Origin of the sequence: Xenophilus sp. Marseille-Q4582, assembly GCF_916700565.1 — a bacterium.
Taxonomy (GTDB): Bacteria; Pseudomonadota; Gammaproteobacteria; order Burkholderiales; family Burkholderiaceae_C; genus Xenophilus.
Genome location: NZ_CAKAKO010000002.1, coordinates 698,482 through 722,562, shown reverse-complemented (window position 1 = coordinate 722,562; position 24,081 = coordinate 698,482). Strand labels below are relative to the sequence as shown.

Here is a 24,081-nt window from a genome sequence, read left to right as displayed (position 1 = left end):
AACAGGAAAGTCAATGAAATCAACGATCTACCAACACCACCTCCGCGCCAGTGCTAGCTTTTCGTACCGTCACTTATTGCACTGAAAACGAGGAGACCCCTCCTTCAACGTGGTAGCGATGCTGACCTTCACGCCGAACTCGTACGGTGTCCTGGCTTTGCCTTTGCTGATGCATTCGACCTCGGGCGCGTGCAGGGCGTACAGCTTGTTCTTGTCCTTCGTGCGTTGACTGAGGATGCGGCCGGTGCGCTGCAGCAGGTCTTGGACCTTGGCCTGGGCCGCTTCGGGCAGCATGTGCAGTTGGCGGGCCACCTCGCGGTGCACGCGGCCAACCCGGGTGCGCAGTGTGCGAACGGCCTTGTTCATGCGCTTGAACTGCTTGGCGTGGGCGTAGCGCCCGATCTGCGCGGCCAGCCGTGGGGCGATGCGGTTGTAGTTCTGGCGCAGTTTCAGCCCATTGCCCTCGGCCACCTTGACCAGGTGCTGGCGGCTTCGCTCCAGCAGGCGGCTGTCGGTGGGGTGAGCGATAGCCTTGGGCATCACCGTGGTGTCCACGATCACTTGCTGCACGCTGGCTTTCTTGATGACGCCACCACGCCGGGCGGCATCGATGCTGGCCGCCAGCAGCATCTCCACGCCTTCTTCCCCAACGCGCTTTCTCCAGCGCGTCAGGCTGGACGGGTCAATGGGCAGCTCGGTCTGCAGGTAGGTCTCGCCGCAGAAGAACTGCCAGTATGGGTTCTCCACCCAGGTGTTGACCACCGCCTCGTCGGAGGCATCGAAGGTGTGCTGCAGGTACAGCAGCCCGGCGACCAGGCGCGGCGCCAAGGCGGGCCGCCCGCGCCCCGAAGTGAACGACACCGCGAACGTGCGCTCGATCTCGGCCCAGTCGATCAGCGCGCCCAGCCTGACCAGCGGATGCTTCATGTTGATCTGCTCGTCCAGTCGTGGACGAAACAACTCGCCCGTTTGCGGCTGCGAAGGCTTCGGACCCATCGGACTCCCCGGAGAAATTTGCAAGAAAACAGGCACTGGCAAGACCATACCTTGCAAATCCCGCGCCCATCAACTCGAAGAACAACCAGTCAGATCAAGGGCTTGCGAGTTGTTCAGGGCGGACTCTTGATGCCGGGGCCGATCCGCTAGGCCAATCGCGGGCGGGCCTGGCCGCCCAGCGCGCATGCCCGCACCCCGACGCGCCCGGTCGGCGCCGTCTCACAACCCAGCGCCTGCAGGCGCCTCACAGTGGAACGCAACCATCTGCCCCACCCACCCATTGACCCATTCACAGGAGGCCCCATGGCCACCAGCAGCATCCTTGGCGGCGCCCCCGCGCCCGCCCAACCCTCCGGCAAGGACATCGACGCCCTCGGTCCCAGCGACAGCACCGACAGCGGCAGCGATGTGCAGGCCGACCTGAACCCTTCCGGCGGACCCGGCGAGGACTCGGAAGGCGCGCTGCCGGTGCAGCATGACAGCACCAGCGACCGCGCCGGCACCGGCGAGCGGGCCAGCGCGGACGCCGTGCCGCCCGCCACCGACGCCGACCTCCTGCCCCAGCAGACTCGTGACATGGACGGCCCCGATGCGGGCATGGTCGACCAGATGAGCCTCGACGAGGACGCCGGCGAGGAGCCGGATGCGCAGCGCCCCTGAGGACGCCCGCCCCTCCGACCGAACGGTTCCCCATGGGAAGAACCCCGCTGGCCCAGCCCGGCGGCTCGGCTTGGCTGAACGCACAGGCGATCTGACGCGCGGCGAACTTGCCGCGCTTCAAGGCGCGGCGCGCCCATTCAGGGCCTCAGGCAAGGCCTTTCCTGCACCGCCTCGTCACCGCCGACCCGCCACCAGTTTCATGCCGGGCATCAGCTCGGCCGCCAGTTCGGGCCGCTCCAGCGCGTAGTCCAGGTTCATGCGCGCGATCTCCACATGCTCCTCGCCCAGGGCCTGGGCGCGGTAGCCCTGGCCCTTCTCGATGGCCTGCACCATGGCATGGTGCGTGCGGTGCGCCTGCTGCATCCACTGCTGGCCCTCCTGCATGGACGACTGCATGGGCAGCATGGCGCTGGGTGCGGCGAAGGGCTGGCTGTCCAGCAGGTCCATGATGCGCTTGACGGCCGCATTGCCGCAGCCCTCCACCACGAGCCGGTGGAAGCGGTCGTTCATCTCCACGTAGGCGGCGTAGTCGTCCAGCTCCATGGTGGGTTTGTTGACGGCCTTGTCGCCCTCGTCCAGGCAGTCGTGCAGCTCGCGCAGCAGCTGGCGCGGCGCCCCGTCCTCGGCCAAGAGGCGCAGCGCCAGGCCCTCGATCACGCCGCGCACGCGGATCGCGTCGGCGATCTCCTGCGAGGTGAAGCGCCGCATCTGGTAGCCGCCGGCCGGCGAGGGCTCGATCAGCCCTTCGTGCTCCAGGCTGTGCGCTCCAGAATCGGACTGACCTCCGGCGAGCCAAAGATCTTCAGGTAGCGCAGGAGCCCGGTCAGGCCGCTGCGCTGCTGCCAAGGGAACTGCCGGTGGCTGATTCGATGCAGTTCCATCATCACGTTGTCCACTCCCAGTCGTCCCTTCGCGACGGCATGCGCACGGCGTGTGCCGCGTGCCGTTTGCGCTGGACTGCGCCGGAATGCGACAAGAGTGTTGCGATGGCCTCGCGTGACGATGACCGCTTCGCCGAGCGAAAAGCCTTGGTATCTTTGTGGCTGAGCGCCGCGCCAAGGAAGAGCAAAGATGAATGACCCACTGGAACGGCTGCGCCTCACCTCTGTGGGAAGTGGATTTCTTCCGCCCGAGACTTCAACTCCACTCAACACTAGGTAGCCAGAAGTCCTGGCTGCATAGGGTTCAGTTTTGAGGATCAGTCGGCTCCGTCGATTTGCCCGAGAGACTCGCGACACCTAGCTCAGTGGAGCGCGCGCTGGCCGCAGCTTTCCGCTTCTGCGCCTTCGAGTACAGCGACGCCGCAGCAGAAACGGTGAATGCAGCGCCTGCAACCGAAAACAGAACAGGTGCCGCTGTCACGATCAGTGGGGTGCTCACCACGCCCACTGACACGCCGACCGCACTCACCCCTGTGGGGGCCGCCACAACAGCGCCAACTCCAGCAATGCCCGCGACTACTCTAGCAGGCCGTTGAAAAAATGCTCATCGAACGCGCCAGGGTCGTGGATTTCGAAGAAACGGATCGCCCAAACTGGCCTGCGCAGCGATTGGAGCGGCCATTTCGGCCTGTTTGCAGGCCGTTTTGCCCGTTCCGGGCGCACGTATCCCATGGTTCACGCATGATGCGCGTCCCACCAGCCGCCCAGACTGCCCATGCGCACCAGGTTGTAGGTGGCAAAGCACAGCAGCGCCTGGCCCGCGAGCTTGGCCTGACCGATCAATTTGGTCTTGGCCAGACCACCCACTGTCTTGATCCAGCCAAAGGCCTCCTCGATGCGCTTGCGCACTTTGAGGCTGGTCTTGTAGCCCTCGTGGCGCCGGATGCGGCCATCGACCGCCGAGTGCTTGTCCTTGGCCGCCACGTGTGGCGTGACTTTGAGCTTTCGGCAGCCCTTGATGAAGGCCTGGCTGTCGTAACCTTTGTCGGCCCCGACCGTGGCCCGCTTGTTCTTGTTTCCCCGGCGTTTGAGCATCGCCAGCGCCGCCTCGCGCTCGGCGGTGCCACTGGCATGTGTGATCTCCACATCCACGATCAGCCCGTTGCGGTTCTCCATGAGGATGTGCCCCATGTGGCACAGGCGAGATTTGTCGCCCGCGCTCTTCTTGAACAGCCGGGCATCGGCATCGGGGGTGCTGGCGTGGGTGTCGTTGCAGCGCTCCTGCCCTTTGAAGTTCACCTCGGGGTTGCGTCCGGGTGGCGTGCCGCTGTCGTCGTCTTTGCGTTTGAAACTCTTGTGCGAGGCCCAGGCCTCAATCAGCGTGCCGTCCACGCTGAAGCGTTCGTCGCTGGAAAGCCGGCCCCACTGGGCGCTGAGCTTGACGCGCTCGAAGAAGGCGCGCGCCAGGTCTTCGTTGAAGAGGCGTTCGCGGTTGGCGCTGAAGGTGGAGTGGTCCCAGACCTTGTCTTCAATGTTCAGGCCCACGAACCAGCGGTACAGCAGGTTGTAGTTGACCGCCTCGACCAGCTGGCGTTCGCTGCGGATGGAGAACAGGATTTGCAGCAGCAAGGCCTTGAGCAGCATCTCCGGCGGCACCGAGGGGCGGCCACGGCGGGCGTACACCGCTTCGAACTCGCTGTTCATGCTCGACAGCAGCGCATCCACCACGGCGCGCAACTTGCGCAGCGGGTGTGCCGCTGGCACTCTTTCTTCAAGGCTGATGTAGCTAAACATCGCCCCCTGGAAGTCTTGGTTGCCTCTCATCTTTCTTGTCGCAGTTGTTCCGGGATGGCTTCAGATCGTAGCGGCCGACGCGGACGCTCGCAGGGGATTTTTCAACGGCCTGCTAGAGCCTTTGGCGACTGTGTCTACGTGATCGGCGATCTGCTCGTGATGCCGCTGAACAATATCCACGACCTCAGCGCCCTTCTGAATGATGGCCCCGGTCGCGTGCTTTACACCATCAGCGGCACGCATCGCAGCCTTGCCGGTGTACTCGACCGCATCAGCGGCGCGTTTGCTCACTTGCAACTGCTCGGTCGCCTTAACCGCGTCGTCCGTAATGCTCGACATTCGTTGAGCTAGCAGCGCTGCGCGCTCTCCTACCTTTAGGTCTTGAGTTGCAACTGCGGTGTTCCGGGCGGCGTCCACGACGTACTGACCCGCCGATGCGAGACGCTCCCTCACTTGTAGCCGCTCCGAAGCGCTCGCGGCTGCTTCGGCGATCTCGTCGATGCGCGTTCTGAGCCCTCTTCGCGCAACGGCTTCCGCCGCCTTTGCGGCAGCGTCCTTTAGGTCCATGTTGCTCTCCTCGTTGGCGTCACTTTACGTGCCGCATTGCGCCCATGCAACATCCGAGGGATGCTGCCTCTCACTCCCCAGGCGGTCGTCATCAGAATCGCACCACCACATCCCGGTCCGCAAACATCGTTGGCAAGCGCATGCGCTTACGACGAGAAGAGCTGGGTTTATCACAGGAAAAAGTGGGCGTGCGCATCGGCATCGACGAGTCGTCCAGCCGGGCCAGGATCAGCCGCTATGAGCTGGGTACGCATGAGCCGCCAGTAGAGACGGCGAGGTTGATTGCAGAGCCGCTTGGGGTGCCTCTGGCCAGCGGACACATATGCGTTAAGTGCGGTTTTTACGCCATCTGGATCGTTGTTGAACAGTTGCTCTTCCACCTTCGGGTGTAGGCGAAGACGCAAGAGCTTGACCCAGGACTGAGCAGCAGGACGACTGATGATGACTTCGCAGATGCCGCTAGCGATCTTCGAGTCGTCATCGAAAACGCCATACGCGAGTTCATTGCCGTCGATAGTCAGGTGCTCAGACGCCCATTTCAAGGTCTGCGCAACATCTGAGGGGAAAGCATCACTCGAGGCAGCAACGGCTTCCCAGTCTTCCTTGGTGGCATGGAAGGACTGCTCATCAAACGGCTTGAAGATGACCGAGTGTTGCGGTTGTGTCATGTAAGAGAGTGTAAACCGGTGTGCGACCTAATAGATAGGTAGTGGCACGGGGACGGCTCACAAGCCTCGTATTCCCATCGTGGGAATAATGTGACAAGGGCGCTGCAACTTAGATAGCTGCAGCGCCCCGTGGATACTGGTGGCCTGGGACGGAATCGAACCATCGACACGCGGATTTTCAATCCGCTGCTCTACCAACTGAGCTACCGGGCCGTATCGGCTGGTTGGGTTAGCAACATCAGCCGAGCCTCGCATTATAGGGCATTTCTGCGGCCGCGGGACAGGTCTACGCCCAATTGTTTGAGTTTTCTGTACAGGTGCGTGCGCTCCAGGCCGGTCTTCTCGGCCACGCGAGTCATGGAGCCGTTCTCCATCGCCAAGTGGTATTCGAAGTAGGCCTTCTCGAAGCCGTCGCGCGCCTCGCGCAGCGGCCGGTCGAGGTCGAAGCTCTGCGACGCTTGCGGCCCGGTTTCGATCACGGGGCTCGCCGGCGGCAGCGCGGCCAGCAGACCTGCGCTGCCGCTCGTCACGACGGGCGCGAACCCCTGCGCGGGCGGCACCACGGCGGCGGCGGCGCGGCGCGCGTCCTCGCGGGCCAGCCCCTGCTCCACCGACTTGAGCAGCTTCTGCATCGTGATCGGTTTTTCGAGGAAGGCGAAGGCGCCGATGCGCGTGGCTTCCACGGCCGTGTCGATGGTGGCGTGGCCGCTCATCATGATGACCGGCATGCCCAGCAGGTTGGCCGCAGACCATTCCTTGAGCAGCGTCACGCCGTCGGTGTCGGGCATCCAGATGTCGAGCAGCACCAGGTCGGGCCGCGCGCGCTGGCGCGCGGCCCGTGCCTCGGAGGCGTTCTCTGCCAACTCGACGTTGTGGCCTTCGTCGTTGAGGATTTCGAAGAGCAGGTCACGAATACCCAACTCATCGTCGACCACGAGGATGTTTGCCATGAATGAAGTTGAATCCTTTGTGCGGAAGAGCTTCCCGATTCACCGGTGGGTGCGCACGGGCAAGGTCACAACGCCGAAGTCCTGCCGACCTCCATGCGCGGCGTGTCGCCGCGCCGCTCCCCTGATGCGGCAAATGATAGCGAGACTTGCGCACCGGCCACAGCCCCATCGGCCATGCGATTGCTCAGTTCGATGCGCGCGCCGTGCTCGTCCGCGATCTTCTTGACCACCGCCAGGCCCAGCCCCGTGCCCTTGCTCTTGGTGGTGACGTAGGGCTCGAAAGCCCGCTTGAGAATGGACTCCGCGAAGCCCGGCCCGCTGTCCTGCACGATCAGCCGCACGCGCTGGCCCGAGTCCGACATGCGCGTGCGGATCAGCACGGGGGCCGCCGGATCCTGCAGACCCAGGCCTTCGGTGGCATCCTGGGCGTTTTGCAACAGGTTGTGAATCACCTGCCGCAACTGTTGCGCATCGCCCAGGATCGGCGGGCAGCGCTCGTCCAGTTCGCTGCGCACGGGCACCCTGGCATTCTCGGCGCCGTAGAGTTGCAGCACGTCGCTGACCAGCGCGTTGAGGTCCACGGGCTTGAGGTCGGCGGCGGGCAGCCGCGCGTAGTCGCGGAACTCGTTGACCAGGCGCTTCATGGCGTCCACCTGGTCGACGATGGTGCGCACCGATTTGTGAAGCACCGCCTCCTCAGCCGCACCGAGCTTGCCCGAGAGCTTCATTTCCAGCCGCTCGGCAGACAGCTGGATCGGCGTGAGCGGATTCTTGATCTCGTGCGCCAGGCGGCGTGCCACCTCGCCCCAGGCCTGGGCGCGCTGGGCCGAGACGATCTCGGAGATGTCGTCGAGCACGAGCAGCCGCAGGGAGCCCGGCAGCCGCGCGCCGCGCGCGACGATGCTGACGGCGTCATGCGCCACGCCACCGCCGCGCGCGTGCAGTTCGTATGCGTGCTGCCAATGGTCCGCCCCATGCTGCGCGGCATCGATCTCGAAGTCGTCGAAGCGCTGCTGCACGGCCCATGCGAACTCCGCCAGGCCCGGCACTTCGGCCAGCGGCTTGCCTTCGAAGGCGGCCACGGGCGCGCGCAGCACGCGGGTGGCGCCGGGATTGGTCGACATGATCGCGCCGCCGGCATCGAGCACCATCACGCCGGCCGTGAGGTTGTCCTGGATGGTCTGCAGGTTGGCGCGCGCGGCGTCCAGCTCCCGCAGGCTGCGCTCGACGGCCATGCGCGCGTCGGCCAGCTGCTGGGTCATGTCGGCGAAGGAGCGCGTGAGGCCGCCCAGCTCGTCGCGCCCCTGGAAGACCCGCTTGGGCCGCAAGTCGCCGGCCGCCACTTGGCGCACGCCTTCGGCCAGCACCAGCAGCGGCCGCGCGAGCTGGTTGCCGAACAGCACAGCCAGCAGGACGGCGCCGAACACCGCCAGGAACAGGCTCAGCGTGAGCGTGCCGATGTACATGCGGCGCAGGCCTTCGCGCGCCAGCGCGCGCTCCTGGTACTCGCGGTTCGCCTCCTGCACGGCCAGCGCGTTGCTCACCACACCCGTGGGCAGCGGCTGCGTGATCTGCAGGTAGCGCGGCTCGCTGCCCACCAGCTCCAGGCCCGGCCGCGGCACCTGCGCGATCGCCTTGATGCTGGCCTGCGTGCGCACCGGCGAGCCCGGCGTGCCCGCTTCCTCCAACCCTTCGACGAAGGCCATCGCCCGGTCGACGCGCACCTGCCGCAGCAGTTGCGGCGAGGGCCGCTCGGGCGTGAGTTCGAAGCGCGAGGAGCCCGCGCTGGCAATGAGCTGCCCCGTCGAGGACCACAGCATCACGTTGCTGGCGCCCAGCTGCTCCTGCACGCGGTTGAGCGCCAGGCTGGCGCTGGCCTCGGGCACCTGCGACAGCTGCACGCCTGCCGCGCGCGCCTTGGCCGCCAGATCGTCGGACAGCGAATCGAGCGTGGCCCGGCCCAGGTTCAGGCCGGCGTCGAGCGCGCCTTCCACCTTGACGTCGAACCAGCTTTCGATGGAGCGCGAGACGAACTGGTAGGACACCGTGTAGACCAGGATGCCCGGCACCACGCCCACCAGCGCGAAGATGGCGGCCAGCTTGACCAGCAGCCGGCTGCCGAACTTGCCCTGGCGCAGGCGCCGCCACAGCCGCAGCGCGACCCAGCCGATGACCAGCATCAGCAGCACCGCCACCACCACGTTGACGGTGAAGAGCCGCGCGTAGTTGCGCTCGTAGAGCGCGCGGTTGTTGGTGGCCTGCGCGAGCAGGAAGATCAGCACCAGGCCGATGCCCGCCATGGCCGCGGCGCCCACGCCCACGGCCCAGCGCACACCGCGCGAGCGATGGGGCGCCAGGTTTTCGCTCACGGCCGGCCCCCGGCCCGGCGGCCTGGGGCGCGGCCGGCGGCGGGCGATGCGACGGCGCTCAAGGCACGGTCTCCACGTTGAGCTTTTCCGAGCGCTCGACGGCCAGGTTCCAGTCCGACTGTCCCATCAGCCCGATCTGGAAGGGCCGCGGCAGTTGCGAGGTGTCGAGCCGGAAGCGGAACACCACGGGCAGCACGCGCTCCTCGCCGATGTCGCGCACCTCGCCCAGGCGCAGCCGCCCGATGCGGCCCACCGCTTGCAGCGCCTCTTCGAGCGAGTCGAAGTTCTGGTTCAGCGTCACGCCCGAGATCGCGCTCGTGATGGGCACGGGCGAGATGTTCAGCCGCCAGCGGCGCGTGAGCGGCTGGTAGGCCAGGCGCATGTGGCGCACCACATGGGCCACGCGCTGGTCCAGCCAGTACCAGCGCTGGCGGATGATTTCGGCCTCGGCCACGAAATGCAGCGCGATGCCCTTGTCGAGCACGTCCTGCACCGGCGCGGGCAGCGCCAGGCGCAGGGCGGCGCTCAGGTAGAGCTCGTCGCCCGTGCGCTCCAGCCGCAGCTGGGCCAGCTCGGCGCCCTGCGCCCAGGCCACGGGCGGCGCGGCCGCCAGCAGGCAGGCGCCCAGGCCGAGCGCGCCCCCCAGCAGGCGGCGCCGGGCCAGGCCCTCGCGCTCAGCGGGCCGACTTTTGCAGCAGGGCGTAGAAGAAGCCGTCGTGCTCACCCAAGGCATTGTCCGGGACGCCGCGCGCAGCACTGCGGCCCTGGGGCAGCAAATGGCCGGGCGAGGGCAGCAATTGAACGTCGTTGTTGCGCGCAAGAAACGCCTCGATCTGCAAGGCGCCCTCCTCGCGGAACACGGAGCAGGTGCAGTACAGCAGCCGCCCGCCCGGGCGCACCGTGGGCCACAGCGCGGCCAGCAGCATGGCCTGTTGCAGGGCCAGCTGCTGCACGTCGCTTTCGCGGCGCAGCCAGCGCACGTCGGGATGGCGGCGCACGATGCCCGAGGCCGTGCAGGGCGCATCGAGCAGCACGCCGTCGAAGGGCTGGCCGTCCCACCAGTCCTGCGTGCGGCCCGCATCGGCCACGCGCACCTCGGCCGCGAGGCCCAGGCGCCCGAGCGTGTCGTCGATGCGCCGCGCACGGCCGGCATCCACCTCCAGCGCCAGCACCTGCGCCGGGCCCTGCACCTGCTCGAGCAGGTGGGCGGTCTTGCCGCCGGGCGCCGCGCAGGCGTCGAGCAGGCGCAGCGGCGCGCCCGGCCGCGCCGGCTGGAGGCCGTCGAGCAGCAGCGGCGCCGCCAGCTGGGCCGCGGCGTCCTGCACCGAGAACTCGCCCTCCTCGAAGCCGGGCAGCTTGTGCACCGGCCGCGCCTGGGCCAGTTGCAAGCCGGTGTGGGCCACCCGGCGCGCCTCGATGCCCTGGGCGGCCAGCGCGGGCAGGTAGCGGTCGACGCTGGTGCGGCGCGCGTTGATGCGCAAGGTCAGCGGGGCGGCGCCGTTGTCGGCTTCCAGCACGCGCTGCCAGGCCTTGGGATGGTCGTGGCGCAGGCGCTCGATCCACCAGCGCGGATGGTTCCATTGCGCCACCGGCTCGTGCGCCGTGGCGGCCAGCAGTTCCTCGCGCTCGCGCAGGAACCGGCGCAGGCAGGCATTGATGAAGCTGGCCTGGGCCCGCGTGGTGGCCTGCCGCTTGGCGGCCTCCACGGTCTGGTCGACCAGCGTGAAGGGCTCATAGGGCGAGCGCGCCGGGTCCCAGCCCAGCGCCAGGGCCGCGCACAGCAGCGCGTCGGCCGCAGGGGGCGGCGTGCGCTTGGCCAGGCGGCGCCGCAGCGCCTCGCCCCGGCCCCACCAGCGCAGAGCATGAAAGACCAGGGCTTGCACGCCGGGCCGCAGGCCGGCCTCCACGCGTTCGAGGGCGGCGGTGGCCGAACTGCCGCTGCGCACGGCCGCCAGCACGCTGGCGGACTGCTGAAGCTGCAGCCACAGGGGCGGCGCCAGGGGAGAGGAAGGGGGCGGATGACCGCCGATAACTGAAGCGTCTGACAAGATGCAGAAATGGTAAAGGCTGGCCCGTGACAGGCCGCCGAAGGGCGTGCGGCCCGCAGGGCCAGCCGCGCGCGCAAGAAACAGGCCGGGCGCGGGCGCCGCCGGTTCAGCGCAGCGGCGCCGCCGCGCGCCAGCGGAACACCCAGGCCAGCAGCACGGCCGGAAACTGCGTGATCGCCGTGTTGTACTGCGCCACCGCCTGGTTGAACTGGGCCCGTGCGATCTCGATCAGCGCCGTGGGTTCCGGCCAGCCCAGGGGCGCCGGCTCGGCCACCGGATCCGGCGCATGCCCCGCAGGCTGCAAAGGCGCCGGGCGCGACAGCGTGCCGTCGGCCGCGAAGGCGATCACCGACTCGGGATGCAGGCGCGCCCAGGCGTCCAGCATCACGTGCAAGGCCGTGCCCAGTGCGGCCATGGCGGGCGGGTCGAGCGGATGCTGGCGCGTGCCACCAAGCACTGCCAGCAGCTGCGCGTTGGCCGCCTGCAGCGACGTCAGGTCCGCGGCGGACCCGCGGCCTTCATCGCCGCTCGACGCTTGCCCCTGCTCTTGCTGCGCGACCTGGGCCTGCACATAATCGATCTGCCGCACGACTAGCGCGTCCAGCGCGCCATAGGACTGCACGGCCGCCGAGCGCAACCGCACCAGACGGTTGTGCGCGCCGACGAACCAGAACAGCAACACGGCCGCCGCGCCCCAGAGCAGCAGCGATTCGATCCAGGTTTTCATCCCTCGTCTCTTTCAGTGCGCACCGCGCCGGCCGCGCCGCGCGGAAGCCGCAGCGTACAGGAGCCGAGGCCGCTCCCGCGCGCACCGCACGGATCGCCCCGCTTCACGCGCCCGCCTTCGCCCCCGCAGCCCCTCCTGGCGCACAAGGGCACCGATCAAGAAAAACGCCCTCCCCCGGCAAACCGGTGGGAGGGCGTGCGGGCCGGTCATGGGCGGCGTCGCTCGGCCGGCGTCAGCGAAGACACCGGCCGGCGATCACTGCGCCGCGTCCGTGCCTTCGCTGGACGCGGTGGCATCGGCCGCGGTGGCCGCGTCTTCCGTGGCCGCGAGCTCGGCGGCTTCGGCTTCGGCGATCGCGCGGCGCTCGGCCTCGTCCATCGCGTCCTTGGCCTTGCGTGCCTGGTGATAGGCCAGGCCCGTGCCCGCGGGGATCAGGCGACCCACGATCACGTTTTCCTTCAGGCCGCGCAGCTCGTCGCGCTTGCCCATGATGGCGGCCTCGGTCAGCACGCGCGTGGTTTCCTGGAAGGAAGCCGCGGAGATGAACGAGTCCGTGGACAGCGAGGCCTTGGTGATGCCCAGCAGCAGGTTGGTGTACGTGGCCGGCAGCTTGTCCTCGGCGCGCAGGCGGTCGTTCGTGTCGAGCATTTCGGAACGTTCGACCTGCTCGCCCTGGATGTAGCCCGAATCGCCGGGGTTCTCGACCACGACGCGGCGCAGCATCTGGCGAACGATCACCTCGATGTGCTTGTCGTTGATCTTCACGCCCTGCAGACGGTACACGTCCTGCACTTCGTCCACGATGTAGCGCGCCAGTTCTTCCGAGCCCAGCAGGCGCAGGATGTCCTGCGGATCGGCCGGGCCGTCGACCACGGATTCGCCCTTGTTCACCACCTGGCCTTCGTGCACCAGGATGTTCTTTTCCTTCGGCACGAGTTCTTCCCAGACCTTGCCCTCAGGGTCGGTGATCTGCAGGCGGATCTTGCCCTTCGTTTCCTTGCCGAAGGACACGGTGCCGGTCATTTCTGCCAGCAGGCCCTTGTCCTTGGGCGAACGCGCCTCGAACAGCTCGGCCACGCGCGGCAGACCGCCGGTGATGTCGCGGGTCTTCTGGCCTTCGACCGGAATGCGCGCCAGCACTTCGCCGGGGCCCACGTCCTGGCCGTCGCGCACCTGGATCAGCGAGCCGATCTGGAAGCCGATGGTCACCGAGTGGTCGGTGCCAGGGATCTTCACTTCCGCGCCGGAGGCGTCGACCAGCTTGACCTGCGGACGCACGACCTTGGCCGCGCCGCGGCGCTTTGGATCGATCACCACCAGCGTGGACAGGCCGGTCACTTCGTCGACCTGCTTGGCCACCGTCAGGCCTTCCTCGACGTTCTCGAACTTCACGGTACCGGCGTACTCGGTGATGATCGGGCGCGTCAGCGGGTCCCAGTTGGCCAGGATGGTGCCGGCCTTCACGGGCTGGTCGGCCTTCACGGTCAGCGTGGCGCCGTACGGCACCTTGTGGCGCTCGCGCTCGCGGCCGTGCTCGTCATGGATGACGATCTCGCCCGAACGCGCGATCACCACGAGTTCGCCCTTGCTGTTGGTCACGTAGCGCATCGTGGCGTTGAAGCCGATCACGCCGTTGGACTTGGCTTCCACGCTCGAGGCGACGGCCGCACGCGAGGCCGCGCCACCGATGTGGAAGGTGCGCATCGTCAGCTGCGTGCCGGGTTCGCCGATGGACTGGGCGGCGATCACGCCGACCGCCTCGCCCACGTTCACCAAGCCACCGCGGCCCAGGTCGCGGCCGTAGCACTTGGCGCACAGGCCGAAGCGCGTGCCGCAGGTCAGGGCCGTGCGCACCTTCACTTCGTCGACGCCCGCCGTTTCCAGCTGCTCGATCGTGTCTTCGTCCAGCATGGTGCCGGCTTCCACGACCACCGAACGGTTCTCGGGATGCAGCACGTCCTCGGCCGCGGTGCGGCCCAGGATGCGGTCGCGCAGCGATTCGATGACTTCACCGCCTTCGACGATGGCACGCATGTACGTGCCGTCCGCGGTGCCGCAGTCGTTCTCGGTCACGACCAGGTCCTGCGTCACGTCCACCAGGCGGCGCGTCAGGTAACCCGAGTTCGCCGTCTTCAGTGCCGTGTCGGCCAGGCCCTTGCGGGCGCCGTGGGTGGAGATGAAGTACTCCAGCACGTTCAGGCCTTCGCGGAAGTTGGCCGTGATGGGCGTCTCGATGATCGAACCGTCCGGCTTGGCCATCAGGCCGCGCATGCCGGCCACCTGGCGGATCTGCGCCGCGGAACCGCGGGCGCCCGAGTCGGCCATCATGTAGATGGAATTGAAGGACTCCTGGTCCACTTCCTTGCCGTGGCGGTCGATGACCTTCTGCTTCGAGAGCTGGGCCATCATCACCTTGGACACGGCGTCACCCGCGCGGCCCCAGATGTCCACCACCTTGTTGTAGCGCTCGCCCGAGGTCACCAGGCCCGAGACGTACTGCTGCTCGATCTCCTTCACTTCCTTGGAAGCGTCGTCGATGATCTTCTGCTTCTCCGGCGGCACCAGCATGTCGTCGATGGCGATCGAAATGCCGGCCTTGGTCGCCAGGCGGAAGCCGTTCTGCAGCAGCTTGTCGGCGAAGACCACGGTCTCCTTCAGGCCGCACTTGCGGAAGGAGGCATTGATCAGCTTGCTGATCTCCTTCTTCTTGAGCGCCTTGTTCATGTTGGAGAAGGCCAGGCCCTTGGGCAGGATCTCCGACAGCAGCGCGCGGCCCACGGTGGTGTCGACGAGCGAGGTGGAAGGCTCCCACTCGTTCGTCTCCTTGTTCTTGTTCCACTCGGTGATGCGCACGGCGATCTTGCTGGTGAGCTCGACCACGCCGGCGTCCAGCGCGCGCTGGACTTCGCCGATGTCGGCGAACACCAGGCCTTCGCCCTTGCCGTTGATGCGGTCACGGGTGGTGTAGTACAGGCCCAGCACCACGTCCTGCGAGGGCACGATGGACGGCTCACCCGAAGCCGGGAACAGCACGTTGTTGGAGGCCAGCATCAGCGTGCGGGCTTCCATCTGCGCCTCCACCGACAGCGGCACGTGCACGGCCATCTGGTCGCCGTCGAAGTCGGCGTTGAACGCCGCGCAAACGAGCGGGTGCAGCTGGATGGCCTTGCCTTCGATCAGGATGGGTTCGAAGGCCTGGATGCCCAGACGGTGCAGCGTGGGCGCGCGGTTCAGAAGAACCGGGTGCTCCTTGATGACCTCTTCCAGGATGTCCCACACGACGGGCGTGCCGGATTCCACTTCCTTCTTCGCCGCCTTGATGGTGGTGGCGATGCCCATGGCTTCCAGGCGCGAGAAGATGAAGGGCTTGAACAGCTCCAGGGCCATCAGCTTCGGCAGGCCGCACTGGTGCAGCTTGAGCGTCGGGCCCACGGTGATCACGGAACGGCCCGAGTAGTCGACGCGCTTGCCCAGCAGGTTCTGGCGGAAGCGGCCGCTCTTGCCCTTGATCATGTCGGCCAGCGACTTCAGCGCGCGCTTGTTGGCGCCCGTCATGGCCTTGCCGCGGCGGCCGTTGTCCAGCAGCGAGTCGACCGCTTCCTGCAGCATGCGCTTTTCGTTGCGCGCGATGATTTCCGGGGCCTTGAGCTCCAGCAGGCGGCGCAGGCGCGAGTTGCGGTTGATGACGCGGCGGTACAGGTCGTTCAGGTCGGAGGTCGCGAAGCGGCCGCCGTCCAGCGGCACCAGCGGACGCAGGTCCGGCGGCAGCACGGGCAGCACGTTCAGCACCATCCACTCGGGCTTGATGCCCGACTTGCGGAAGGCTTCCAGCACCTTCAGGCGCTTGGAGTTCTTCTTGACCTTGACTTCGGAGCCGGTCAGGTCGCCGCGCAGGCGTTCGATCTCGGTGTCGAGCTCGATGCCTTCCAGCAGGTCCTTGATGCCCTCGGCACCCATCTTGGCGACGAACTCGTCGCCGTATTCCTTGCGCTTCGCGTCGTAGTCGTCCTCGGTCATGATGCTGAACTTCTTCAGCGGGGTCATGCCGGGGTCGGTCACGACGTAGGCTTCGAAGTACAGCACGCGCTCGATGTCGCGCAGCGTCATGTCGAGCACCAGGCCCAGGCGCGACGGCAGCGACTTCAGGAACCAGATGTGGGCGCAGGGCGCGGCCAGGTCGATGTGGCCCATGCGCTCGCGGCGCACCTTGGTCTGCGTGACTTCGACGCCGCACTTCTCGCAGATCACGCCGCGGTGCTTCAGGCGCTTGTACTTGCCGCACAGGCACTCGTAGTCCTTGATGGGCCCGAAGATCTTGGCGCAGAACAGGCCGTCGCGCTCGGGCTTGAAGGTGCGGTAGTTGATGGTCTCGGGCTTCTTCACCTCGCCGAAGGACCACGAACGGATCTTCTCGGGCGAGGCCATGCCGATCTTGATGGCATCGAAATGCTCATCCGGCGTGAATTGCTTGAACAGGTCGAGTAGCGACTTCATAAGACTCTTTCCTCTTCTTCCTGATTAGGAACGCTCGAGCTCGATGTCGAGGCCCAGCGATCGGATTTCCTTGACCAGCACGTTGAAGGATTCCGGCATGCCGGCCTCGATCGCGTGTTCGCCCTTGACGATGTTTTCGTACACCTTGGTGCGGCCCTGCACGTCGTCGGACTTGACGGTGAGCATTTCCTGCAGCACGTAGGAAGCGCCGTAGGCTTCCAGCGCCCACACTTCCATTTCCCCGAAACGCTGGCCGCCGAACTGCGCCTTGCCGCCCAGCGGCTGCTGCGTGACCAGCGAGTACGGGCCGGTGGAGCGCGCGTGCATCTTGTCGTCCACCAGGTGATGCAGCTTCAGGAAGTGCATGTAGCCCACGGTGGTCGGACGGTCGAAGGGCTCGCCCGTTCGTCCGTCGATCAGCCAGGCCTGGGTGCGCGTCTCGGTCAGGCCCTTGGCCTTGGCGATGTCGTCCGGGAAGGCCAGCTTCAGCATCGCGCGGATTTCCTCTTCCGAGGCCCCGTCGAACACCGGCGTGGCGAACGGCACACCGCTTTGCAGGTTCTGCGCCATCTCCAGCACTTCGGTGTCGCTCAGCTCATCCAGCTTTTCCTTGCGGCCGGTGCTGTTGTAGAACTGCTCCAGGAACTGGCGCAGCTCGGCCACCTTGGCCTCGGCCTGCAGCAGGTCGCCGATGCGCTGGCCAATACCCTTGGCGGCCCAGCCCAGGTGCACTTCCAGCACCTGGCCCACGTTCATGCGCGAAGGCACGCCCAGCGGGTTCAAGCAGATGTCGCACGGCGTGCCGTCGGCCATGTGGGGCATGTCCTCGACCGGAACGATCTTGGACACCACGCCCTTGTTGCCGTGGCGGCCGGCCATCTTGTCGCCGGGCTGCAGGCGGCGCTTGACGGCCAGGTAGACCTTGACCATCTTGAGCACGCCCGCGGGCAGCTCGTCGCCCTGCGTGAGTTTCTTGCGCTTTTCTTCGAAGGCCAGGTCGAAGCTGTGGCGCTGCTGCTCGATCGAGTTCTTGATCGATTCGAGCTGGGCCGCCACGTCCTCGTCCGCCGGACGGATGTCGAACCAGTGGAACTTCTCCACCGACGACAGGTAGGCCTTGTCGATCTTGCTGCCCTTGGCCAGCTTGTTCGGGCCGCCGTTGGCGACCTTGCCGGTCAGCAGCTTCTCGATGCGGTCGAAGGCGTCGGCCTCGACGATGCGCAGCTGGTCGTTCAGGTCGAGGCGGAAGCGCTTGAGCTCGTCGTCGATGATCTGCTGGGCGCGCTTGTCGCGCTGGATGCCCTCGCGCGTGAAGACCTGCACGTCGATCACGGTGCCGGACGAACCCTGGTCCACACGCAGCGAGGTGTCCTTCACGTCCGAAGCCTTCTCGCCGAAGATCGCGCGCAGCAGCTTTTCTTCCGGCGTCAGCGTGGTCTCGCCCTTCGGCGTGACCTTGCCCACCAGCGTGTCGCCGGGCTGCACTTCGGCGCCGACGTAGATGATGCCGGACTCGTCCAGGCGATTGAGCTGCTGCTCGGCCAGGTTGGGGATGTCGCGCGTGATTTCCTCGGCGCCCAGCTTGGTGTCACGCGCCATCACCACCAGCTCCTCGATGTGGATCGAGGTGTAGCGGTCGTCGGCCACCACGCGTTCGGAGATCAGGATCGAGTCTTCGAAGTTGTAGCCGTTCCAGGGCATGAAGCCGATCAGCATGTTCTGGCCGATGGCGATCTCGCCCAGGTCGGTCGAGGCGCCGTCGGCGATCACGTCGCCCTTGGCGATCTTGTCGCCACGCTTGACGATCGGACGCTGGTGGATGTTCGTGTTCTGGTTCGAGCGCTGGTACTTGATGAGGTTGTAGATGTCCACACCCACCTCGCCGGCCTGCGCCTCGGCGTCGTTCACGCGCACCACCACGCGGGTGGCATCGACGTAATCGACCACGCCGCCGCGGCTGGCCGTGACCACCGTGCCCGAGTCCACCGCCGCCACACGCTCGATGCCGGTGCCGACGAAGGGCTTTTCCGGGCGCAGCACGGGCACGGCCTGGCGCGACATGTTGGCGCCCATCAGCGCGCGGTTCGCGTCGTCGTGCTCCAGGAAGGGCACGAGCGAAGCAGCGACCGACACGATCTGCGCGGGCGACACGTCCATGTACTGGACGCGCTCGGCGCTGACCAGGATGGATTCGCCGGCCTCGCGGGCCGACACCAGGTCGCCGGTCAGGTTGCCGTCCTTGTCGAGCTGGGCGTTGGCCTGCGCGATGACGTACTTGCCCTCCTCGATGGCCGACAGGTAGTCGATCTCGTTGGTCACCTTGCCATCGACCACGCGGCGGTACGGCGTCTCGATGAAGCCGTACTCGTTCAGGCGGGCGTACAGGGCCAGCGAGTTGATCAGGCCGATGTTCGGGCCTTCCGGCGTTTCGATCGGGCAGACGCGGCCGTAGTGCGTGACGTGCACGTCGCGCACTTCGAAGCCGGCGCGTTCGCGCGTCAGGCCGCCCGGGCCCAGGGCCGAGACGCGGCGCTTGTGCGTGATCTCGGCCAGCGGGTTGGTCTGGTCCATGAACTGCGACAGCTGCGAGGCGCCGAAGAACTCCTTCAGCGCAGCCGAGATCGGCTTGCTGTTGATCAGGTCGTGCGGCATCAGCGGCTCTTGCTCGGCCTGGCCCAGGCGCTCCTTCACGGCCTTCTCGATGCGTGCCAGGCCGGTGCGGTACTGGTTCTCGGCCAGCTCGCCCACGCAGCGCACGCGGCGGTTGCCCAGGTGGTCGATGTCGTCGACTTCGCCGCGGCCGTTGCGCAGATCCACCAGGATCTTCACGACCGCCAGGATGTCCTCGTTGCTCAGCACCATCGGGCCGGTCGCTTCGTCGCGGCCGATCTTGGCGTTGAACTTCATGCGGCCCACGCGCGACAGGTCGTACGTGTCCGGGTTGTAGAACAGGCGCTGGAACAGGGCCTGCACGGCGTCTTCCGTCGGCGGCTCGCCGGGGCGCATCATGCGGTAGATGGCCACGCGCGCAGCGAACTCGTCAGCCGTCTCGTCGATGCGCAGGGTCTGGCTGATGTACGCGCCCTGGTCCAGCTCGTTCGTGTAGATGCACTGGATCTCCTGCACGCCGGCGGCGCGCAGCTTCTTGAGCAGCGCCTCGGTCAGCTCGTCGTTGGCCTTGGCCAGCACCTCGCCCGTGTCGGGGTCGATGATGTTGCGGGCCAGCACGCGGCCGATCAGGAAGTCCTCCGGCACGCTGACGTGGGTGGTCTCGGACTGCTCCAGCTCGCGCGTGTGGCGCGCGGTGATGCGCTTGTCCTTGGCGACGATGACCTTGCCCGACTTGTCGGTGATGTCGAAGCGCGCGACTTCGCCCCGCAGCCGCTCGGCCACGAATTCCATCTGCGCCCCGCTGTCCATCAGGCGGAAGTTGTCGTTGACGAAGAAGTTCGCCAGGATCGATTCCGGGTTCAGGCCGATGGCCTTGAGCAGGATCGTGACCGGCATCTTGCGTCGGCGGTCGACGCGGAAGTACAGGATGTCCTTCGGGTCGAACTCGAAGTCCAACCAGGAGCCGCGGTAGGGAATGACGCGGGCGGAGAACAGCAGCTTGCCCGAGCTGTGCGTCTTGCCCTTGTCATGCTCGAAGAACACGCCCGGCGAACGGTGCAGCTGCGAGACGATCACGCGCTCCGTGCCGTTGACGATGAAAGACCCCTTGTCGGTCATCAGGGGCACTTCGCCCATGTAGACCTCCTGCTCCTTCACTTCCTTGACCACCTTGGACTGCGAGGTCGACGATTCGCGGTCGTAGATGATCAGCTGCACCTTGGCGCGCACGGCCGAAGCGAAGGTCAGGCCCCGCGTCTGGCATTCGCGCACGTCGAAGGCCGGCTTCGACAGGTTGTACTCCAGGAACTTCATCTCCACGTAGCCGTTGTGGGAGACGATGGGGAAGGCGGCATTGAAGGCGGCCTGCAGGCCTTCGTTGGCACGTTTCTGGGGCGCCACGCCGGCTTGCAGGAAAGCGGTGTAGGCGTCCTTCTGCATCTGCAGCAGGTAGGGAATTTCGACGACGCTGTCGCGGTTGCCGAAGCTTTTGCGGATGCGCTTGCGTTCGGTGTAACTGTAGGTCGATGCTTGGGCCATGAGAGCTCCGGGGCTTGAGATCATCAGCGACTAGGGTCAGCAACGCGAAGGCGTTCCTGCTTGGCGGCTGGCCACTACCAGCCGATGGCGGACGGCGATGCATTGCACATCGCCCGAACCAAGGGATCTTCTGCAGTCGGGGTCAGAAGACACTCAGAAACCGCTGCCGGCGGCATGATCGCCCGGGCGGCTTTTGGGTGCGCTCTGAAAGCGGCAAAGGCTGGAAGGCCCTTGCGGGCACTTCCAGCCTCGGCGAAGCGCTGAATTACTTCAGTTCCACCTTGGCGCCGGCTTCTTCCAGCTTCTTCTTGGCGGCTTCGGCGTCGGCCTTCGGCAGGCCTTCCTTGACGGCCTTCGGAGCGGCTTCCACCAGGTCCTTGGCTTCCTTCAGGCCCAGGCCCGTGATTTCGCGCACGGCCTTGATGACCGAGACCTTGTTCGCGCCGGCATCGGCCAGCACGACGTTGAATTCGGTCTTCTCTTCAGCAGCCGGAGCGGCAGCGCCGCCGCCGGCAGCGGGAGCAGCCATGGCGGCTGCGCTCACGCCGAACTTCTCTTCGATGGCCTTGACCAGGTCGTTGAGTTCGAGGACGGTCATGCTGTCCAGCGCCGTCAGGAATGCGTCTTTATCGAATGCCATTTTGATTTCCTAGATAACTGTTGGTTCTTGCCGCGTGATCGATGGATCAGGCTGCGGCAGCTTCGGCTGCAGGCTCTTGTGCAGCACCTTCGCCCTTCTTGGCGGCCAGCGCGCCCAGCACCACGGCCGTGCGCGAGATCGGGGACATCAGCAGGCCGCACAGTTGGGCCAGCAGGACTTCCTTCGAAGGGATGTTCGCCAGTTGCTTCACGCCGTCGGCATCCAGGGCCTTGCCACCGAAGGCGCCGCCGCGGATGACCAGCTTGTCGTTGGTCTTCGCGAAATCGGCCACCACCTTGGCGGCGGCCACAGCGTCTTCGGAGAAGCCGTAGATCAGCGGGCCGGTCATCTGGTCGCCGACGACCTCGAACGCGCTGCCAGCCACCGCGCGGCGGGCCAGGGTGTTCTTCAGAACACTCAGGCTCACGCCTTGGGCGCGGGCGTTGTTGCGCAGACGGGTCATGTCAGCCACCGTGATGCCACGGTATTCCGCCATCACGAGCGTTTGAGCTTTAGCGGCGAGGCCGGTCACTTCGGAAATGACCGCTTCTTTCTCACTGCGATTCAGACTCAAGGTCTACTCCTTTTCAATGCTGCCCGGACCACAAGCCCAGGCAGCGCCTTCATGCAGCGACCAACTGTTGCGGAACTCGCATTCCTTGCAGCGGGATCGCCATCTGCGCTGGCCGGCGCACCGCCCTTGCGGGCTGGCGCCGATTAAGGAGGGATGGCTCCCTCCACCAGCGGTCTTGGATGGCCCGGCGCGACTTGCGCCGCTCCGGCCCACCACATTCGCCCGCTGGCCCCTAAAGGCCGGCGAGCCAATCACTTTCTGGCTCAGCCCTGCGCGATGGTCTGCGTGTCCACGCGGACACCCACACCCATCGTCGAGGACACGGCCACCTTGCGCAGGTACACGCCCTTGCTCGAGGCCGGCTTGGCCTTGTTCAGCGCGTCAATCAGCGCAGCCAGGTTGCCCTGCAGCTTGTCGGCGTCGAAGGAACGGCGGCCGATCGTGCCGTGGATGATGCCGGCCTTGTCGACACGGAACTGCACCTGGCCAGCCTTGGCGTTCTTCACGGCCTGGGCGACGTCGGGCGTCACGGTGCCGACCTTGGGGTTCGGCATCAGGCCGCGCGGGCCCAGGATCTGGCCCAGCGTACCGACCACGCGCATGGCGTCCGGTGCGGCGATGACCACGTCGAAGGGCATGTCGCCGGCCTTGACCTGGGCGGCCAGGTCGTCCATGCCGACGATGTCGGCGCCTGCGGCCTTGGCTTCTTCAGCCTTGGCGCCCTGGGCGAACACGGCCACGCGCTTGGTCTTGCCGGTGCCGTTGGGCAGCACGACGGCGCCACGCACGACCTGGTCCGACTTCTTGGCGTCCACGCCCAGCTGCACGGCCACGTCGATGGACTCGTCGAACTTGGCGGTCGCGGCTTCCTTCACCAGAGCCAGCGCTTCACCCAGGGGGTACAGCTTGGTGGTGTCGACCTTGCCCTGCAGGGCCTTGGCTTTCTTCGTCAGCTTGGCCATTTCACACGCCCTCCACATTCACGCCCATCGAACGGGCAGAGCCGGCGATGGTGCGCACGGCAGCATCCAGATCCGCGGCCGTGAGGTCGGGCATCTTGGTCTTGGCGATCTCTTCGAGCTGGGCGCGCGAGATCTTGCCGACCTTGTCGGTGTGCGGACGGGCCGAGCCCTTGTCCAGCTTGATGGCCTTCTTGATCAGGGTGGTCGCCGGCGGCGTCTTGATCACGAAGGTGAAGCTCTTGTCCGCGAAGGCGGTGATCACCACCGGCAGCGGCAGACCGGGCTCGACGCCCTGGGTCTGGGCGTTGAACGCCTTGCAGAACTCCATGATGTTCAGGCCGCGCTGACCCAGCGCGGGACCGATCGGTGGCGAGGGGTTGGCCTTGCCAGCCGGCACTTGCAGCTTGATGAAGCCGACGATCTTCTTCGCCATGCTTTTCTCCTTGCGGGTATTGACGCCACGGCTTCAGGCCGCGGCTCCCCGGGGTTGACGACTCACAGTGACAGCACGCAGCCGAGTCGGGAAGCTGCGCCTCGTTGTGCCGGCACGCGAGGCCGGCACGCAATATCAGGTTTTCTCGACCTCGGAGAAGGCGAGCTCCACCGGGGTGGCGCGGCCGAAGATCATGACCGAGACGCGCACCTTGCTCTTCTCGTAGTTCACTTCTTCCACGGCACCGTTGAAGTCCGTGAACGGGCCTTCCTTGACGCGCACGATCTCGCCCACCATGAACTCGACCTTGTGGCGAGGCTTGTCGGTGCCCTGCTGCATCTGGCTGACGATGTCCTCGACCTCCTTCTGGGAGATCGGCGCGGGGCGATTCTTGGCGCCGCCCACGAAACCCGTCACCTTGCTCGTGTGCTTCACGAGGTGCCAGCTTTCATCGTCCATCACCATTTCCACCAGCACATAGCCGGGGAACAGGCGGCGCTCGGTGGTGCGCTTCTGGCCGTTCTTGACGTCCACCACTTCCTCGCTCGGCACCAGGATGCGACCGAACTTGGACTGCATGCCAGCGCGGTTGATGCGCTCGGTGATGTTGCGCTCCACGGCCTTTTCCATGCCCGAATAGGCATGCACCACGTACCAGCGCAGGTCCGGGTTGGCGGGCGGCTCAAGGACCGACGAGGAGGTATCCACAGTGTCGTTCATCACTTTCTCCAGCCCAGCAGGATGTCGTAGAACACCCATTCGATCGTCTTGTCCGTCACCCACAGGAAGATGGCCATCACCACCACGAAGGCGAAGACATAGGCCGTCATCTGCAGCGACTCCTTGCGGGTCGGCCAGACGACTTTCTTGACTTCGCGCCAGGCGTCGCGGCCGAAGCCCCAGAGACGGCGGCCACCCTCGGACACGGCGAACACACCCACCGCCGCAGCCAGGCCCACGAGCAGCACGCCCCACTGCACCCAGGCCCCTTGGCTGCCCAGCGCATAGAAGGCTGCCACGGCAGCCACGGCCAGCGCGACAGCACCGGCCAGCTTGGCCTTGTCGGCACCCGTGCTGACTGTTTCGACTTGAGATGTAGCCATCTTCGGCTGTATTCCTGCGGCCTTTGCGACCAGGTTCAAGGCGCCCTCACAGACGCCGAAGCCCGC

19 protein-coding genes, 1 tRNA gene and 1 pseudogene are annotated in these 24,081 nt (G+C 66.4%); 2 read left to right on the top strand and 19 right to left on the bottom strand.

What is annotated here, in order from left to right; genetic code table 11:
- Nucleotides 1-96: 96 nt before the first annotated feature.
- A pseudogene (locus LG388_RS08520) lies at nt 97-996 on the bottom strand (IS5 family transposase); the annotation flags it as partial.
- Nucleotides 997-1,299: 303 nt separating this feature from the next.
- On the opposite strand from LG388_RS08520, the gene LG388_RS08515 reads away from it, so the two are divergent.
- The gene (locus LG388_RS08515; RefSeq protein ID WP_225782425.1) at nt 1,300-1,656 is read left to right on the top strand and encodes a hypothetical protein; all 357 of its coding nucleotides are present in this window, start codon (nt 1,300-1,302) and stop codon (nt 1,654-1,656) included.
- 174 nt (nt 1,657-1,830) lie between these two features.
- On the opposite strand, the gene LG388_RS08510 is transcribed toward LG388_RS08515, so the two are convergent.
- From LG388_RS08510 to LG388_RS08495, 4 genes are all read right to left on the bottom strand, one after another.
- Complete coding sequence (locus LG388_RS08510) at nt 1,831-2,364, bottom strand: GntR family transcriptional regulator (protein WP_225782424.1); 534 nt, start codon at nt 2,362-2,364, stop codon at nt 1,831-1,833.
- Between the two features lie 29 nt (nt 2,365-2,393).
- On the bottom strand, nt 2,394-2,543 hold the full coding sequence (locus LG388_RS08505; protein ID WP_225782423.1) for a hypothetical protein: 150 nt from the start codon (nt 2,541-2,543) through the stop codon (nt 2,394-2,396).
- 729 nt (nt 2,544-3,272) lie between these two features.
- Nucleotides 3,273-4,361 carry an IS5 family transposase gene (locus LG388_RS08500; RefSeq protein WP_225782422.1) on the bottom strand — a complete coding sequence of 363 codons (1,089 nt, stop codon included), beginning with the start codon at nt 4,359-4,361 and terminating at the stop codon, nt 3,273-3,275.
- Between the two features lie 30 nt (nt 4,362-4,391).
- Complete coding sequence (locus LG388_RS08495) at nt 4,392-4,898, bottom strand: hypothetical protein (RefSeq protein WP_225782421.1); 507 nt, start codon at nt 4,896-4,898, stop codon at nt 4,392-4,394.
- Nucleotides 4,899-4,942: 44 nt separating this feature from the next.
- Here LG388_RS08495 and LG388_RS26790 point away from each other — a divergent pair, with 44 nt between their 5' ends.
- Complete coding sequence (locus LG388_RS26790) at nt 4,943-5,290, top strand: helix-turn-helix transcriptional regulator (protein WP_225782420.1); 348 nt, start codon at nt 4,943-4,945, stop codon at nt 5,288-5,290.
- Between the two features lie 413 nt (nt 5,291-5,703).
- On the opposite strand, the gene LG388_RS08485 is transcribed toward LG388_RS26790, so the two are convergent.
- From LG388_RS08485 to secE, 14 genes are all read right to left on the bottom strand, one after another.
- A tRNA-Phe gene (locus LG388_RS08485) sits at nt 5,704-5,779 on the bottom strand.
- 41 nt (nt 5,780-5,820) lie between these two features.
- Complete coding sequence (locus LG388_RS08480) at nt 5,821-6,516, bottom strand: response regulator (RefSeq protein ID WP_225782419.1); 696 nt, start codon at nt 6,514-6,516, stop codon at nt 5,821-5,823.
- 65 nt (nt 6,517-6,581) lie between these two features.
- Nucleotides 6,582-8,885, bottom strand: coding sequence for an ATP-binding protein (locus tag LG388_RS08475; protein WP_225782418.1), 2,304 nt, complete (start codon nt 8,883-8,885; stop codon nt 6,582-6,584).
- A gap of 58 nt (nt 8,886-8,943) precedes the next feature.
- On the bottom strand, nt 8,944-9,618 hold the full coding sequence (locus tag LG388_RS08470; RefSeq protein WP_370630122.1) for a DUF4390 domain-containing protein: 675 nt from the start codon (nt 9,616-9,618) through the stop codon (nt 8,944-8,946).
- On the bottom strand, nt 9,560-10,885 hold the full coding sequence (gene rsmB, locus LG388_RS08465; RefSeq protein ID WP_225782760.1) for a 16S rRNA (cytosine(967)-C(5))-methyltransferase RsmB: 1,326 nt from the start codon (nt 10,883-10,885) through the stop codon (nt 9,560-9,562). Before rsmB ends, LG388_RS08470 begins: the two co-directional genes overlap by 59 nt.
- Nucleotides 10,886-11,039: 154 nt before the next feature.
- Nucleotides 11,040-11,660 carry a LemA family protein gene (locus tag LG388_RS08460; protein WP_225782416.1) on the bottom strand — a complete coding sequence of 207 codons (621 nt, stop codon included), beginning with the start codon at nt 11,658-11,660 and terminating at the stop codon, nt 11,040-11,042.
- Nucleotides 11,661-11,915: 255 nt separating this feature from the next.
- Complete coding sequence (gene rpoC / locus LG388_RS08455) at nt 11,916-16,154, bottom strand: DNA-directed RNA polymerase subunit beta' (RefSeq protein WP_225782415.1); 4,239 nt, start codon at nt 16,152-16,154, stop codon at nt 11,916-11,918.
- A 24-nt stretch (nt 16,155-16,178) separates the two neighbouring features.
- A complete protein-coding gene (gene rpoB / locus LG388_RS08450) occupies nt 16,179-20,303 on the bottom strand; it encodes a DNA-directed RNA polymerase subunit beta (protein WP_225782414.1) in 4,125 nt (1,374 codons plus the stop codon).
- A 265-nt stretch (nt 20,304-20,568) separates the two neighbouring features.
- Nucleotides 20,569-20,943, bottom strand: coding sequence for a 50S ribosomal protein L7/L12 (rplL, locus tag LG388_RS08445; protein WP_225782413.1), 375 nt, complete (start codon nt 20,941-20,943; stop codon nt 20,569-20,571).
- Between the two features lie 46 nt (nt 20,944-20,989).
- Nucleotides 20,990-21,517, bottom strand: coding sequence for a 50S ribosomal protein L10 (rplJ, locus tag LG388_RS08440; protein ID WP_225782412.1), 528 nt, complete (start codon nt 21,515-21,517; stop codon nt 20,990-20,992).
- A gap of 263 nt (nt 21,518-21,780) precedes the next feature.
- Nucleotides 21,781-22,479 carry a 50S ribosomal protein L1 gene (gene rplA, locus LG388_RS08435; protein ID WP_225782411.1) on the bottom strand — a complete coding sequence of 233 codons (699 nt, stop codon included), beginning with the start codon at nt 22,477-22,479 and terminating at the stop codon, nt 21,781-21,783.
- A gap of 1 nt (nt 22,480) precedes the next feature.
- Complete coding sequence (rplK, locus tag LG388_RS08430) at nt 22,481-22,912, bottom strand: 50S ribosomal protein L11 (RefSeq protein WP_225782410.1); 432 nt, start codon at nt 22,910-22,912, stop codon at nt 22,481-22,483.
- A gap of 135 nt (nt 22,913-23,047) precedes the next feature.
- On the bottom strand, nt 23,048-23,632 hold the full coding sequence (nusG, locus tag LG388_RS08425; protein ID WP_225782409.1) for a transcription termination/antitermination protein NusG: 585 nt from the start codon (nt 23,630-23,632) through the stop codon (nt 23,048-23,050).
- The gene (gene secE, locus LG388_RS08420) at nt 23,632-24,015 is read right to left on the bottom strand and encodes a preprotein translocase subunit SecE (protein WP_225782408.1); all 384 of its coding nucleotides are present in this window, start codon (nt 24,013-24,015) and stop codon (nt 23,632-23,634) included. Before secE ends, nusG begins: the two co-directional genes overlap by 1 nt.
- Nucleotides 24,016-24,081 lie beyond the last annotated feature (66 nt).

Excerpts from the sequence above, each read along its gene's own strand:
- LG388_RS08515 (WP_225782425.1), top strand. The coding sequence starts at position 1,300 with ATGGCCACCAGCAGCATCCTTGGCGGCGCCCCCGCGCCCGCCCAACCC.
- LG388_RS08510 (WP_225782424.1), bottom strand. The coding sequence starts at position 2,364 with ATGCGGCGCTTCACCTCGCAGGAGATCGCCGACGCGATCCGCGTGCGC.
- LG388_RS08500 (WP_225782422.1), bottom strand. The coding sequence starts at position 4,361 with ATGAGAGGCAACCAAGACTTCCAGGGGGCGATGTTTAGCTACATCAGC.
- LG388_RS08495 (WP_225782421.1), bottom strand. The coding sequence starts at position 4,898 with ATGGACCTAAAGGACGCTGCCGCAAAGGCGGCGGAAGCCGTTGCGCGA.
- LG388_RS26790 (WP_225782420.1), top strand. The coding sequence starts at position 4,943 with ATGCAACATCCGAGGGATGCTGCCTCTCACTCCCCAGGCGGTCGTCAT.
- LG388_RS08480 (WP_225782419.1), bottom strand. The coding sequence starts at position 6,516 with ATGGCAAACATCCTCGTGGTCGACGATGAGTTGGGTATTCGTGACCTG.
- LG388_RS08470 (WP_370630122.1), bottom strand. The coding sequence starts at position 9,618 with ATGCCTTGGGTGAGCACGACGGCTTCTTCTACGCCCTGCTGCAAAAGT.
- LG388_RS08460 (WP_225782416.1), bottom strand. The coding sequence starts at position 11,660 with ATGAAAACCTGGATCGAATCGCTGCTGCTCTGGGGCGCGGCGGCCGTG.
- rpoC (WP_225782415.1), bottom strand. The coding sequence starts at position 16,154 with ATGAAGTCGCTACTCGACCTGTTCAAGCAATTCACGCCGGATGAGCAT.
- rpoB (WP_225782414.1), bottom strand. The coding sequence starts at position 20,303 with ATGGCCCAAGCATCGACCTACAGTTACACCGAACGCAAGCGCATCCGC.
- rplL (WP_225782413.1), bottom strand. The coding sequence starts at position 20,943 with ATGGCATTCGATAAAGACGCATTCCTGACGGCGCTGGACAGCATGACC.
- rplA (WP_225782411.1), bottom strand. The coding sequence starts at position 22,479 with ATGGCCAAGCTGACGAAGAAAGCCAAGGCCCTGCAGGGCAAGGTCGAC.
- rplK (WP_225782410.1), bottom strand. The coding sequence starts at position 22,912 with ATGGCGAAGAAGATCGTCGGCTTCATCAAGCTGCAAGTGCCGGCTGGC.
- nusG (WP_225782409.1), bottom strand. The coding sequence starts at position 23,632 with ATGAACGACACTGTGGATACCTCCTCGTCGGTCCTTGAGCCGCCCGCC.
- secE (WP_225782408.1), bottom strand. The coding sequence starts at position 24,015 with ATGGCTACATCTCAAGTCGAAACAGTCAGCACGGGTGCCGACAAGGCC.